12 protein-coding genes are annotated in these 12,565 nt (G+C 65.2%); 9 read left to right on the top strand and 3 right to left on the bottom strand.

The window, feature by feature from the left end:
- Positions 1–156 precede the first annotated feature (156 nt).
- Positions 157–1,164 carry a substrate-binding domain-containing protein gene (locus ABD847_RS02790; protein ID WP_345009828.1) on the top strand — a complete coding sequence of 336 codons (1,008 nt, stop codon included), beginning with the start codon at positions 157–159 and terminating at the stop codon, positions 1,162–1,164.
- Here the strand turns inward: ABD847_RS02790 and ABD847_RS02785 are convergent.
- Positions 1,161–1,808, bottom strand: a complete 648-nt coding sequence (locus tag ABD847_RS02785) for a TetR/AcrR family transcriptional regulator (protein WP_345009826.1) — start codon at positions 1,806–1,808, stop codon at positions 1,161–1,163. The two genes, ABD847_RS02790 and ABD847_RS02785, sit on opposite strands and share 4 nt — an antisense overlap.
- A 170-nt stretch (positions 1,809–1,978) precedes the next feature.
- Between ABD847_RS02785 and rfaD the strand changes: the two genes are divergently transcribed.
- From rfaD to waaA, 6 genes are all read left to right on the top strand, one after another.
- Complete coding sequence (rfaD, locus tag ABD847_RS02780; protein WP_345009824.1) at positions 1,979–2,938, top strand: ADP-glyceromanno-heptose 6-epimerase; 960 nt, start codon at positions 1,979–1,981, stop codon at positions 2,936–2,938.
- A gap of 107 nt (positions 2,939–3,045) precedes the next feature.
- Positions 3,046–4,116 (top strand): polysaccharide pyruvyl transferase family protein, encoded by a 1,071-nt coding sequence (locus tag ABD847_RS02775; protein ID WP_345009822.1) that lies wholly within the window; start codon positions 3,046–3,048, stop codon positions 4,114–4,116.
- Positions 4,116–5,231: a glycosyltransferase family 9 protein gene (locus tag ABD847_RS02770; protein ID WP_345009820.1), complete on the top strand. Its 1,116-nt coding sequence runs from the start codon at positions 4,116–4,118 to the stop codon at positions 5,229–5,231. Before ABD847_RS02775 ends, ABD847_RS02770 begins: the two co-directional genes overlap by 1 nt.
- A complete protein-coding gene (waaF, locus tag ABD847_RS02765) occupies positions 5,228–6,280 on the top strand; it encodes a lipopolysaccharide heptosyltransferase II (RefSeq protein WP_345009818.1) in 1,053 nt (350 codons plus the stop codon). Before ABD847_RS02770 ends, waaF begins: the two co-directional genes overlap by 4 nt.
- Complete coding sequence (locus ABD847_RS02760) at positions 6,277–7,605, top strand: 3-deoxy-D-manno-octulosonic acid transferase (protein ID WP_345009816.1); 1,329 nt, start codon at positions 6,277–6,279, stop codon at positions 7,603–7,605. Before waaF ends, ABD847_RS02760 begins: the two co-directional genes overlap by 4 nt.
- On the top strand, positions 7,602–8,888 hold the full coding sequence (waaA, locus tag ABD847_RS02755; RefSeq protein WP_345009814.1) for a lipid IV(A) 3-deoxy-D-manno-octulosonic acid transferase: 1,287 nt from the start codon (positions 7,602–7,604) through the stop codon (positions 8,886–8,888). The genes ABD847_RS02760 and waaA overlap by 4 nt, the downstream gene beginning before the upstream one ends.
- Here the strand turns inward: waaA and ABD847_RS02750 are convergent.
- On the bottom strand, positions 8,867–9,586 hold the full coding sequence (locus ABD847_RS02750; RefSeq protein ID WP_345009812.1) for a 3-deoxy-D-manno-octulosonic acid kinase: 720 nt from the start codon (positions 9,584–9,586) through the stop codon (positions 8,867–8,869). The two genes, waaA and ABD847_RS02750, sit on opposite strands and share 22 nt — an antisense overlap.
- A 92-nt stretch (positions 9,587–9,678) precedes the next feature.
- Between ABD847_RS02750 and ABD847_RS02745 the strand changes: the two genes are divergently transcribed.
- Together ABD847_RS02745 and ABD847_RS02740 are read left to right on the top strand one after the other, a co-directional pair.
- The gene (locus ABD847_RS02745) at positions 9,679–10,737 is read left to right on the top strand and encodes a glycosyltransferase family 9 protein (protein ID WP_345009810.1); all 1,059 of its coding nucleotides are present in this window, start codon (positions 9,679–9,681) and stop codon (positions 10,735–10,737) included.
- Positions 10,734–11,501, top strand: a complete 768-nt coding sequence (locus ABD847_RS02740) for a glycosyltransferase family 2 protein (protein ID WP_345009807.1) — start codon at positions 10,734–10,736, stop codon at positions 11,499–11,501. The genes ABD847_RS02745 and ABD847_RS02740 overlap by 4 nt, the downstream gene beginning before the upstream one ends.
- A gap of 80 nt (positions 11,502–11,581) precedes the next feature.
- Here the strand turns inward: ABD847_RS02740 and ABD847_RS02735 are convergent, their stop codons facing one another.
- Positions 11,582–12,442 carry a YicC/YloC family endoribonuclease gene (locus ABD847_RS02735; protein WP_345009805.1) on the bottom strand — a complete coding sequence of 287 codons (861 nt, stop codon included), beginning with the start codon at positions 12,440–12,442 and terminating at the stop codon, positions 11,582–11,584.
- Positions 12,443–12,565 lie beyond the last annotated feature (123 nt).

Here is a 12,565-nt window from a genome sequence, read left to right as displayed (position 1 = left end):
GGAAAACACCTTCAATTGGCACCGCTGGCGAAGTTTCATCCCCAAGGGGGCGGTTGGGCCAGCGAATGAGAAAGCTGAGAAGGAACTCTCGGAAAGGCGGAGGGTTTTCTGCTAGATTTAGCGACTTTTCTTGAATGGCTAGAGAGTTGAACTGCGATGGCAACCATTAAAGACGTAGCGGCCCGGGCCGGAGTCTCCATCTCCACCGTCTCCCATGTGCTCAATCATACCCGCCGCGTCAGCGAGGAGGCCACCCGCAACGTGCTCGAAGCCGTCAGCGCCCTCAACTATGCGCCCAACTCGGTGGCTCGCAGCCTCAAGGTCAACCGTACCCGCACCCTGGGCCTGTTGGTCACCGCCAGCACCAATCCCTTCTTTGCCGAAGTGGTCAAGGGGGTGGAAGACTATGCCTTCAGCCAGGGTTACAGCCTGATCCTGTGCAATACCGAGAACCAGTTTGAACGCCAGCGCCACTATCTGCGCATGCTGATGGAGAAGCGGGTGGATGGCCTGCTGGTGATGTGTACCGATCTGGATGAGGCCATCCAGGAGCTGATGCGTAGCTATCAGCATGTGCCCCAGGTGGTGATGGACTGGGGTGGCAGCAGCGACTTTGCCAACGTCATCAACGACAACGCCCGCAATGGTGCCTATCTGGCGGCACGTTATCTGCTGCAGATGGGCCACCGCCACATCGCCTGCATCAGTGGCCAGCTGCACAAGGCCACCACTCAGCTGCGGCTGGATGGCGTGCGGGATGCCCTGGCCGAACTGGATCTGAGTCTGGCTGACGACCTCATCTTCGAGGGGGATTACGAAAGCCAGAGCGGTTTCGACGCCATGCAGCAGATCTTGGCGCTGCCCCAGCGACCCACCGCCGTGTTCGCCTTTGACGATCCCATGGCCATGGGGGCCCTGTGTGCCGCTCACCTGGCCGGCGTCAAGGTGCCGGATGACCTGTCCATCATGGGCTACGACGATACGGAGCTGGCGCGCTTCACCAGCCCGCCCTTGACCACCATCAACCACCCCAAGGCCGAGCTGGGCAAGACGGCGGTGGAACTGCTGATGGCCCGGATCCGCAACAAGGAGCTGGCCACCGAGTCCCTCACCGTCAAGCCGGAGCTGGTGGTGCGTCAGTCGGTAGCCGCGCCGCGCCGCTAAGTGGCGTCCTGCTGGGAAAAATAGCGACCTATCTCATCCAGCTCCGCCAGATGGGGCTGGGCGATATAGGGCCGGAACAGAAACAGCAGCTGGGGGATCAGGCCGCGTAGCCGGCGCTGGGTGATGGGTTCCTGGGGATGCAGGGTGAGCTGATAGGGGATCCAGAACATCGCCAGCTGCTTGAACAGATGGGACAACATGGCCAGCTGTTGCTCATCCGCCAGCAGGATGCTCGCCGCCTGCAAGCCCCGCAGGTGGTCCTGCAGGGTGTTGAACACCAGCCGTTGCACCTGCTTGTAGTCCTCCCGCAACTGGGCATCCCGCCCCAGCAGATCCGGCAGGTTTTCGTAGATGAAGCGATAGCGCCACATGATGTGCAGCACACCATCCAGATAGCGGATGCTGGTGCGCAGGCTATCCCCCTCGTCAGGTGACGGTGGCGCCATGTGGCTGGCCAGATCCTCGGCATACAGGCCGAAGATGGCCCGGATGACATCTTCCTTGTTGCGAAAGTGGTAGTAGAGGTTGCCTGGGCTGATGCCCAGGTGGGCCGCAATGTGGTTGGTGGTGACGTTCTGTTCCCCATCCCGGTTGAACAGTTCCACTGCCGCCAGCACGATTCTATCCCTGGTTTTTATGCGCATGCTTGCTCCTCCTTTCGCTGCCTGTATACCACAGTTAGTCGGCCCTGCCTCGCGGGATATGTTCACCCTGTAACTGTGATACACTTTCGGCCACTAAATTGAAGCGGCCGGCACGCGGCCCATCCCCCTTGACCGCCTGCGGGCGGCCCCCTACGCGAGGCTTCAACACTATGATCATCGTCACTGGCGGTGCCGGTTTTATCGGCAGCAATCTGGTCAAACTGCTCAACCAACAAGGTCGTAAGGACATAGTGGTGGTGGACGATCTCACCGATGGCACCAAGTTTGCCAACCTGGTGGATCTGGACATCGCCGACTACCTGGACAAGGACGAGTTCATCGCCCGTGTCGTCTCCGGCGACCCCTTCGAGGAGTGGGACGAGATCGAGGTGATTTTCCACCAGGGTGCCTGCTCCGCCACCACCGAATGGAACGGCAAGTTCGTCATGGAGGTGAACTACGAGTACTCCAAGGACCTGCTCTATTTCTGCCTGGAGCGCGGCATTCCGCTGATCTATGCCTCCTCCGCCGCCACCTATGGCGGCCGCAACGACAACTTCATCGAGGATCGCCAGTTCGAGCAGCCGCTGAATGTCTACGGTTACTCCAAGTTCCTGTTTGACGAGTACGTGCGCCGCATCCTGCCGCAGACCAACACCCAGATCGTCGGCCTCAAGTACTTCAACGTCTATGGTCCGCGGGAGCAGCACAAGGGCAGCATGGCCAGCGTGGCCTTTCACCTCAACAACCAGATGAAGGCCGGCGAGAATCCCAAGCTGTTCGAAGGCTGTGACGGTTTCCCCGATGGCGGTCAGACCCGCGACTTCGTCTACGTGGAGGATGTCTGCAAGGTGGCCCTCTGGTTCTGGCAACATCGCGGCAAGAGCGGCATCTACAACTGCGGCACCGGCCGGGCCGAGCCCTTCCTCAACGTGGCCAACGCCGTGATTGAGCACCATGGTCGGGGCCAGGTGGAGTTCATCCCCTTCCCGGATCACCTCAAGGGCCGCTATCAGAGCTTCACCCAGGCGGACTTGACCCAGTTGCGGGCCGCCGGCTGTGATGTGCAGTTCCGCACCGTGGCCGAAGGGGTGGCGGAATACATGGCCTGGCTCAACGGCAAGGCGTGATGCCCAGCCCTGTCTGCGGGCGGGGCACATAAGCTTGACCAGTACCTTAACCCGGGCTCAGTTGCATGAGCCCGTCAGCGTCTTTAACTGATACAGAATTGCAGCCCATGACCAAGCCAAACAAGCCCATGAACATAGTGTTTTCCACCACCCGTCAGTGGAACCCCGGGGATGAGTTCATCCTGATGGGTAGCATGAACCTGTTGCGTCATGCCGTGGGGGAGTTCAACCCCATCATCTACAACCGCAATCCCCAGATCCGGCGCGCTCGTCGCCATGACTGGATCAAGCGGATTGACAACCTGCTGGGCAAGGACTTTCTGGAGAAGTTCCTGGATAACTCGGTGAAGGATCGGTTGCCGATGGACTATGCCGACATGGTGGTGTTTGCCGGCTCGCCGGAGTGGCGTGGTCTGCGCATGACCAAGCTGTATCGCTCCATCCGGGAATACCAGTTGCCGACCCTGTTTATGGGGTTGGGCACCAGCGGCAAGTTCACCTTTGACGATCGGCATTTCACCGCCGATGAGCAGGCGGTATTCAAGGCTGCCAAGCTGATCACCTGCCGTGATACAGATACCAAGGAGAGCCTGCAGCCCCTGCCGGTGCATCAGCTGCCGTGCCCGGCCCTCTTCTCCAGCCCGACCCAGCAGCAGGTCAAGGAAGTCAAACGCATCGGCCTCATCTATGGCACCAAGTCGGCGGTGGCCTGCAACAATGTTTCTGAGCACACTCACGATTATCTGATGCAGATCTATCGCCACATACTGGCGCGCTACGGGGATAGTTACGAGATTGAGTTCGTTGCCCACTACATAGATGAGCTGTCGCCCTTCCCGCAGGACTTCCCGGGCCAGACCCTGCGCTACTCCTTCGACTCCAAGGATTACCTGGAGATCTTTGGCCGCTACGATCTGGTCATAGGCCACCGGGTGCACGGCATCGGCATCAGCGCCTCCCAGGGTATCCCTGGCATCATGATTGCCCATGACCCCCGCGCCGTCACCGTCAAGGGCTTCCAGGCGGCCATGGTGCCGGTAGGGGCCCCCCTGGCGGAACTGGAGCAACTGATCGATGAACGTCTGGCAGACATTGGCCGCTTCAGCCAAGCCTTGCTGGAGCACAAGGCGGCGACGCAAACCCGCTACCTGGATCTGTTCGCGGCGGCCGGTCTCTGATGTCATTGCGGCGCTGGCTCAAACGACTCACGGCTCCGCTGCAGCGGGGCCGGGATCTGGCGAGGCGCCAGCTGGGCCTTTGGTGCTTCGATCGTCCCCCTTCTCCCACCCAAGGGCGGCCTGGGCGCATCGTACTGGTGCGCTGGGATGCCAAGTTGGGGGATGCCATCGTCTCCTCCTGGTTCTTTGCGGCACTCAAGGCCAGTCGTCCCGATGTTCAGATTGAGGTGATCACCACGCCGGCCATGGCTTGGCTCTTCAAAGAGCACTTCGGCGCCGATCGGGTTTACCCCTGCGCCAAACGTGCCGGCTACCTGGAACTGGCCCGACTGGCAACGCAGCTGGGGGAGGTGGAGTGCCTGGTTCACTTTGCCAAGCAGTTGAAGATGAAGGATCTCTTCTTCCTCAGCCGGGTCAAATCCCAGCATGTGGCGGGGCTGGATGATGGGGTGGCCCGGGTGGATATGAAATTGGGTGCCCTCTGCCAGGGGCGTCATTTCGCCGACAAGTTCTGGCTGCTGGCCGAACGCCTGGGGGCTAAGCCGCCCATGCCCGGCTACCAGATCCCCCGTCTGCCCCGTCACGAGCAAGCCGTCGAGGCCTGGTGGCCGACCCAGGGGCCTGTGTTGGCCATCAATGCCTATGGCCATGGTGGGGCGCGTCGGCTGACGGACGAGAGTCTCAATCGCTTGCTGGACATAGTGGCCCGTGAGCTGCCCGAGGTGACCGTCTGTCTGCTCTATGCTCCCATGGATCGCCAAGGGGTGGCCGCCTTGTGCCACGCCAGGGGCGATAGCCGGGTGACCTACTACCCGCAGAGCGAGCACATCGCCGACACCATTGCCCTCATCGCCCGGGCCGATGCCCTGATCTCCGTGGATACCGCCACTGTGCACATCGCCGTCGGTCTGGATAAGCCGGTATTTGGCCTCTATAACCCGGATGCCGAGAATCTGGCGGATTGGGGGCCGCGCCATGCCCGCGCCGAGGTCTTTATCGCCCAACCGGTGCAGCCGCAGACCATCAATGCCCTGGCGTGGCCCGAGTTGGCACAGCGCCTGCCCCAGTGGTGGCAGACTCAGGTTCTTCCGTTTGCAGGAAAACAGACAGCATGAAAATTCTGGTCATAGGCCCGGCCTGGGTCGGCGACATGGTGATGTCCAACAGCCTGTATCAGGCCCTCAAACAGCAGCACCCCGAGGCCCAGCTCCATGTGATGGCGCCGGCCTGGTGCCTGCCGCTGCTGGCGCGGATGGTGGAGGTGGACAAGGCCATCGCCATGCCCCTGGGCCACGGCGAATTCAAGCTGCGCGAGCGCTGGCGGCTGGGGCGCGCCCTCAAGGCCGAAGGCTATGACTGGGCCCTGGTGCTGCCCAACTCGCTCAAGTCGGCCCTGATCCCCTGGTTTGCCGGCATTCCCCGGCGCACCGGCTGGAAGGGGGAGAGCCGTTACGGCCTGCTCAACGATCTGCGGCCGGACAAGCGGCTGTTTCCCATGATGGTGCAGCGTTACCTGTCCCTGGCCTTCAGCAAGGCTGCCATGACCGGCCCGGCCGCCCTGCCGGCCATTCCACGTCCGCGGCTGCAGGTGGATGCGCTGCAGCAACAGCAATTGGTGGATCGGCTGAACCTGAGTCTGACGCGCCCCGTGCTGGGCCTTTGCCCGGGGGCCGAATTCGGTCCGGCCAAGCGGTGGCCGGCAGAACATTATGCGGCCCTGGCGAGCCGCTGGATCGCCCAGGGTGGCCAGGTGTGGCTGTTTGGTTCCGCCAAGGATGAGGCAGCTGCCGCCGAGATCCGCCAGGGCTTGCCCCCCGAGGCGCTGCTCCACTGCCAGACGCTGGCGGGGCGCACCAAGCTCAACGAGGCCATGGATCTGCTGGCCGCCTGTCAGGCCGTGGTGAGCAACGACTCGGGGCTGATGCACATCAGCGCCGCGGTGGGGACGCCACTGGTGGCCGTGTATGGCTCCACCTCCACCCTCTACACCCCGCCCCTGGGGGAGCGGGTGGCCGTGGTGCATACCGACATCGGCTGTCGCCCCTGCTTCAAACGGCACTGCCCCCTGGGGCACCTGCGCTGCCTGACCGAACTGGCGCCGGAACAGGTCTGGCGGGCCCTTAGCCAACTGCTGCAACCCACTCAGGAGACCGTGACGCCGTGAGCCGCGCCCAATCTGTCTTGTTCTACGCCGGTTGGCTGCTGGGCCTGCTGCTGGCCCTCTACTATGCCGATCACCAGATACTCACCGGGGATCAGACCCAGATGCTCTACAAGGGCTATCTGGGGGCCTATCAGGGCACCTGGCTCAGCTATGGCAATGCCGCCAGCGCCGTGGGCAACGTGCCCGGCTCCCTCTCTGCTTACCTGATTGGTCTGCCGCTGCTGCTGTGGGACTCACCCTATGCCCCCATGGCCCTGCTGCTGTTGCTGCGCCTGGTCAGCTACCTGCTGCTGGATCGGGTGGTGGACGGCATCCTGGGCACCCGGGGCCGCTTCATCCTGCTGGTGCTCTTCTGGCTGAACCCCTGGTTCCTGTATGACAGCCTGCTGTATAACCCGGCCTACCTGTGCCTGTTTGCCGCCCTGCACTGCTGGAGCGCCTACCAGCTGCGGCAGCGGCCCAGCCTGCTGTACAGCGCCCTGCACCTGCTGTCCATCGGTCTGGCGATGCAGCTGCACTACTCCTGGCCGCTGCTGGCGGTGATCAGCCTGGTGCTCTTCTACCGCCGGCTGCTGCACCTCAACCCCTGGGGGCTGCTGCTGGCCCTGGGGCTGCTGCTGCTCTCCCTGCTGCCCTATCTGCAGACCCTGCTGTCGGCACCGGAGATAGCACAGAACACGGATCCCGAGGCCCGGGCCCGCTACATCGGCTGGGGTGGCGTGCATGTCTATCCGGTGCTCAAGGCCATCAGCTACTGGTTGCGCTACGGCACCTGGCTGTTCTCCAACAAGCTGGTCAATGGCGGCGATTTCGCCTGGGTGAGCCACTGGGAGTGGCTGCGCCTGGTGCTGAACTATGGCTGGAAGGCCCTGATCTACGGGGTGGGCACCGCCAGCGCCGTACTGGTGCTGCTGGCCCACCGCTTCACCTGGCAGGGGCTCAAGGGGCAATGGCGGCGGCCGGCGGCCGATCAGCCGCCGGTGACGGACCGGTTGTGGTTGGCCCTGTATGCCCTGGCGGCGCTGATGGCCGTGGTGGTGAGCGCCGTGCTCTCGCCCATCGTCTTCAGCTACTGGCACCTGATCATGGTGTTCCCCTTCGCCCTGTTTCCCCTGCTGCTGTACCTGGATGATCGGCTGCAGCAGCGGCCAGGCTGGGGCCCCCGGGCCTTCTGGCTCAGCGCCGCCTTCTGCCTGCTGGTGAACCTGGTGGCCGCCACCGACAGTCGCAAGTTCTCCTATCAGGCGGACTACCGCAGCCAGACCCTCGAGCAGGTCAGCCGTTGGCAGGCGCAATGGGCCAGCCAGGCGGATACCCAGCCATGATGATCCGTTGGCTCTACTGCCTGCTCATCTACCTGCTGAGCCCCCTGGTGCTCTGGCTGCTCTATCGGCCCCGCCAGGGCAAGCCAGGCTTTGGTAGCCGCTGGCCCGAACACCTGGGTTGGGTGCCGCCGGCGACAGGGCCGCGACCGCTGTGGATCCATACGGTGAGCGTCGGCGAGTCCATCGCCGCCATGCCGCTCATCCGCGCCCTGCGTCAGCAGTATCCGCAGTTGCCCCTGCTGGTGACCACCACCACCCGCACCGGCGCGGATCAGGTGGCGCGGCTGGGGGATCTGGTGACCCACCGCTATGCCCCCCTGGACTACCCGGGGGCCGTGGCCCGTTTCCTGCGGCGCACCCGGCCCTGCGGCCTGCTGATCATGGAGACGGAGCTGTGGCCCAACTGGCTGGCAGCCTGCGAGCGGCGGGGCGTGCCGGTGGCGGTGCTCAATGCCCGGCTGTCGGAGCGCTCCTGCCAGGGCTATCAGCGCTTTGGCCGGCTGTTTGCCCGCCTGACCCGGGTGATCAACCCCCTGCTGTGCCAGTACCGGGATGATGCCGCGCGCTTTGCCCGCCTGGGGATCGACGAGGGGCGCCTGGCGGTCACCGGCTCCCTCAAGTTCGATATCCAGCTGGACGAGGCCCTGGTGGCCCAGGGCCAGGCCCTGCACCAAGGGCTGGGCGGCCGGCCCGTGCTGATCGCCGCCAGCACCCACCAGGGGGAGGACGAGCCCCTGCTGGCGGCCTTTGCCACCCTGTTGCAACACAGACCGGATGCCCTGCTGGTGCTGGTGCCGCGCCATCCCCAGCGCTTCGATGCGGTGGCGGCGCTGTGTCAGCGTGAGGGCTTCGCTCTCGCCCGGCGCAGCCTGGGGGAGGACATAGCGCCCAATACCCAAATCTACCTGGGGGACACCATGGGGGAGATGCCCCTGCTGTTGCAGCTGGCGGACGTGGCCTTCATGGGGGGCAGCCTGGTGCCGGTGGGCGGGCACAACCTGCTGGAGCCGGCGGCATTGGGCAAGCCCTGTCTTATCGGCCCCCACTACTTCAACTTTCAGGACATCACCCGTCAGCTGGTGGACTGTGGCGGCGCCCAGATAGTGGAGGAGGCCTCGGCCCTGCCGGCCCTGGTGCTGGCGCTATGGCAGGATGAGGCGGCCCGCCAGGCCATGGGCACCGCCGCCTTCGATGTGGTGGCTGCCAACCAGGGGGCGCTCGCCCGCACCCTGGGGCATCTGGCGCCGCTGCTGACCCGGCTTCAGGCCGAGGCGACCGTGTAGCCGGCCAGCAGGTCGGCCCAGTCGGTCTCCTGCCAGTGGAAGGGGGTCAGGCGGGCGGCCTCCTTGCGCAGGGAGCGCAGCAGACGGGCCAGGTTGGCCTGTTGCCAGGCACCGGGGCGGCGCAGGCCGCCCTTGTCCAGATCGATGATCCAGACCTTGCCCCCCTCATCCAGCAGCAGATTGTGGCTGTTGAGATCGCTGTGATAGCCGCCGGCCTCGTGCAGGCGGGCGATGGCGGTGCCGACCTGGCGCCACTCCTTGGCCCCCAGGGGGCGCTCCTGCAGCAGCGCCACCAGATCCCGCGCCCCGGCGATGCGCTCCACCAGTATGTCGGCCCGATAGGTGAGACCATGGCGCACCAGCCTGGCGGCCGCGGGGCGAGGCACCGCCACCCCGGCCAAGGCCAGCTGGCGCAACAGGCTGAACTCCGCCATGGCCCGGCTGCGGGCCGCCCCCAGATAGAGGAAGCGGTCGCGGATCCAGCGGCCCACCAGCCCCCCGCGCCAATAGTGGCGCAGCACCAGGGCGTGGCGTTCCGTGTGCACAAACCAGGTGACTCCCCGCCCCAGGGACTGGCCATCCACCCTGTCCCCCTGTTGCCAGTAGGCGGGGGTAAACACCCTGGCGTCGGGCTGGGCAAAGAAGTCGGTATCAAACCAGCACAGGCTCTGGCCCTGCCGTTGAACGAGAAGAGACATGGTGGCGTTCTCTGGGCTGCAAAGGGGCTCATTTTACAATCCGCCGATGACTTTGCATAATGCGTGCACCTTCCTGTCTGACCTGACCCGCCATGGCCCTGTTTTCATCTCCTCCCGCTTCCTTGTGCCTGCTGCGCCTGTCGGCCATCGGTGATTGCTGCCATGCCGTCGCCCTGGTGCAGGCGCTCCAGCGCCAGTGGCCCAGCACCCGCATCACCTGGATCATGGGCAAGGTGGAGGCCCAGCTGCTGGGGGATCTGCCCGGCGTCACCGTGATCCCCTTCGACAAGGGCGCCGGCTGGGCCGGTTATCGTCAGGTCTGGCGCCAGCTGGCCGGCCAGCGCTTCGATGCCCTGTTGCACCTGCAATCGGCCCTGCGGGCCAGCCTGCTGAGCCTCGGCATCCGTGCCCGCTACCGGCTCGGCTTCGACCGGGCGCGGGCCTCCGACGGTCAGTGGCTGTTTACCAACCACAAGGTGCCGTCACCGGCCAGCCCCCACGTGCTGGATGGCTTCCTGGCCTTCGCCGCCGAGCTGGGGGTGACGGATCTGACCCCCGGCTGGCACATTCCGGTCAGCCAGTCCGATGCCGACTGGGCGGCCCGCACCCTGGGAGAGCAGCCCACCCTGCTGCTGTGTCCCGCGTCCAGCAAGGCGTACAAGGACTGGACCGTGGCCGGCTATGCCGCCCTGGCCGAGCATGCGGTGGCGCGGGGGCTGCAGGTGGTGTTGTGCGGCGGTCCCGCGCCGCGGGAGAAGGCGCTGGCCGAGGCCATCCAGGCGGCCTGCCCGGCGCCCCTCGTCAACCTCGTCGGGCAGACCCGTCTCAAGCAGCTGCAGGCGCTCATCGCCCGGGCCCGCCTGGTGGCCGGCCCCGACTCCGGCCCGTTGCACATGGCCACCGCCGCCGGCACCCCGGCCCTGGGGCTCTATGCCCACCACAATCCCGCTCGCACCGGGCCCTATCGCAACCTGGGGGAGGTGGTGAGCGTTTACCAACCCCTGATCGAGGCCCAGACCGGCCGGCCGCTGGCCGAGCTGCCCTGGCGCAGCCGCCTCAAGGATCCTGATGCCATGAGCCAGCTGCCGGTGGACGCCGTGCTGGCCGCCTGCGATCGCCTGCTGGCGCAACCCAAAGGAGAAGCCCAATGAGCCTGGCCGCCGTCCTGATCGTGCACAACGAAGAGGCCAACCTGGCCGCCTGTCTGGCCAGCGTGCGGGATTGGGTGGACGAGATCGTCATCCTCGACTCCGGCAGCACGGATAGTACCGCCGCCATCGCCGCCGAATTCGGTGCCCAGTATGCCGTGGAGCCGGTATGGCCCGGCTACGGTCGCCAGCGCCAGCTGGCCCAGGCGAGGGTCCGCTCCGACTGGTGCCTCTGGCTGGATGCCGACGAGCGGGTGACGCCGGCGCTGCGGGCCAGCATAGAGGCCGTGGTGGCCCAGCCGGTGGGCCGTACCGTCTACAGCGTGCCGCGGCTGAACTGGCTGTTCGGCCGGCATATCCGTCACTGCGGCTGGTACCCGGACCGGGTGCTGCGCCTCTATCCCACCGGCCTCACCCGCTACAACGACGCCCTGGTGCACGAGAAGGTGGAAGTGAGCGCTGACATGCGGGTGCAGCCCCTGGACGGGGATCTGCTGCACTATCCCTACCGGGATCTGGAGCACTACCTGAGCAAGTCGGCCCGCTACGCCAAGGCCTGGGCCGATGGCCGCGCCGCCCGGGGCAAGCGCACCAGCCTGCTGGCCGGCTTCGGTCATGCCCTGGGCTGCTTCGCCCGCATGTACCTGCTCAAGGCCGGCTTCCTGGATGGCCGCGCCGGCCTGCTGATCAGCCTGCTCTCCGCCCACTCCACCTTCGTCAAATACGCCGATCTCTGGCTGCGCAGCCAGCCCTCCCGGCCGGAGTGACAGAGTGGTCTGCGACGGAAGAAAAAACGCCCCGCAGTGCGGGGCGTTTTTTATGCCATCGGCGGCGGCGAGAAACCGGCTTATTCGATGTTCTGAATTTGCTCGCGCATCTGCTCGATCAGCACCTTGAGCTCCACCGCGGACTGGGTGACCTCGGCGTTGATGGACTTGGAGGCCAGCGTGTTCGACTCGCGGTTGAACTCCTGCATCATGAAGTCCAGTCGACGGCCGCAGGCGCCGCCTTTTTTCAGGATCTTGTGGGTCTCGCCGATGTGGGTCTCGAGGCGGTCCAGCTCTTCGGCCACATCGATGCGCTGGGCCATCAGCAGCAGCTCCTGCTCCAGGCGGCCGGACTCCAGCTCTATGTTGGCGTCGGCCAGCTTGTCCAGCAGGCGTTGGCGTTGCCAGGCGATGACCGCGGGCATCTGCTCCCGCACCTTGGCCACTTCCACCTGGATGCCTTCCAGCCGCTGTTCGATCAGCGCCTTGAGCTTCTCGCCCTCGGACTGGCGGGCGACGATGAACTCCTGCAGCACCTGATCGAAGCCGGACAGCAGGGTCTGGGTGAGGGCGTCCATGTCCTGCTCCTGGGCGGCCATGACGCCGGGCCAGCGCAGCACGTCCAGCGGGTTGAGCTGGCCTTGGCCGGCGCGGTCTATGACCCAGAGGGCGCTGTCGATCAGCTGTTCGGCCAGGGCCTCGTTGACATGCAGCTGGGCCTGGTCGGTGGGGCCTTCGAAGCGCAGGCCGCATTCCACCTTGCCCCGCTCCAGGCTGGCGCGGAAGCGCTCGCGCAGCAGGGGTTCCAGGCCGCGGAATTGTTCCGGCAGGCGCAGATAGGTTTCCAGATAGCGCTGGTTGACCGAGCGGATCTCCCAGACGGCGGTGCCCCAGTCGCCCTTGAATTCACGGCGGGCGTAGGCGGTCATGCTATGGATCATAGGGCTTCTTCTGTTCTGGCTTAAGGAGTGGCCAGTATACCCAAGGCGGACCCTGGCGTCAGCCGAGCCGCGGCCATGAAATGTGACCGCCTTTGACGTATACTGGCGGCCACTTGAATCGAT

Source organism: Pseudaeromonas paramecii (assembly GCF_039540575.1).
Taxonomy (GTDB): Bacteria; Pseudomonadota; Gammaproteobacteria; order Enterobacterales; family Aeromonadaceae; genus Pseudaeromonas; species Pseudaeromonas paramecii.
This window is presented reverse-complemented; position numbering and strand designations above follow the sequence as displayed.

Bases quoted from the DNA above. Each gene is read 5' to 3' on its own strand.
- ABD847_RS02790 (WP_345009828.1), top strand. From the start codon at position 157: ATGGCAACCATTAAAGACGTAGCGGCCCGGGCCGGAGTCTCCATCTCC.
- ABD847_RS02785 (WP_345009826.1), bottom strand. From the start codon at position 1,808: ATGCGCATAAAAACCAGGGATAGAATCGTGCTGGCGGCAGTGGAACTG.
- rfaD (WP_345009824.1), top strand. From the start codon at position 1,979: ATGATCATCGTCACTGGCGGTGCCGGTTTTATCGGCAGCAATCTGGTC.
- ABD847_RS02775 (WP_345009822.1), top strand. From the start codon at position 3,046: ATGACCAAGCCAAACAAGCCCATGAACATAGTGTTTTCCACCACCCGT.
- ABD847_RS02770 (WP_345009820.1), top strand. From the start codon at position 4,116: ATGTCATTGCGGCGCTGGCTCAAACGACTCACGGCTCCGCTGCAGCGG.
- waaF (WP_345009818.1), top strand. From the start codon at position 5,228: ATGAAAATTCTGGTCATAGGCCCGGCCTGGGTCGGCGACATGGTGATG.
- waaA (WP_345009814.1), top strand. From the start codon at position 7,602: ATGATGATCCGTTGGCTCTACTGCCTGCTCATCTACCTGCTGAGCCCC.
- ABD847_RS02750 (WP_345009812.1), bottom strand. From the start codon at position 9,586: ATGTCTCTTCTCGTTCAACGGCAGGGCCAGAGCCTGTGCTGGTTTGAT.
- ABD847_RS02745 (WP_345009810.1), top strand. From the start codon at position 9,679: ATGGCCCTGTTTTCATCTCCTCCCGCTTCCTTGTGCCTGCTGCGCCTG.
- ABD847_RS02740 (WP_345009807.1), top strand. From the start codon at position 10,734: ATGAGCCTGGCCGCCGTCCTGATCGTGCACAACGAAGAGGCCAACCTG.
- ABD847_RS02735 (WP_345009805.1), bottom strand. From the start codon at position 12,442: ATGATCCATAGCATGACCGCCTACGCCCGCCGTGAATTCAAGGGCGAC.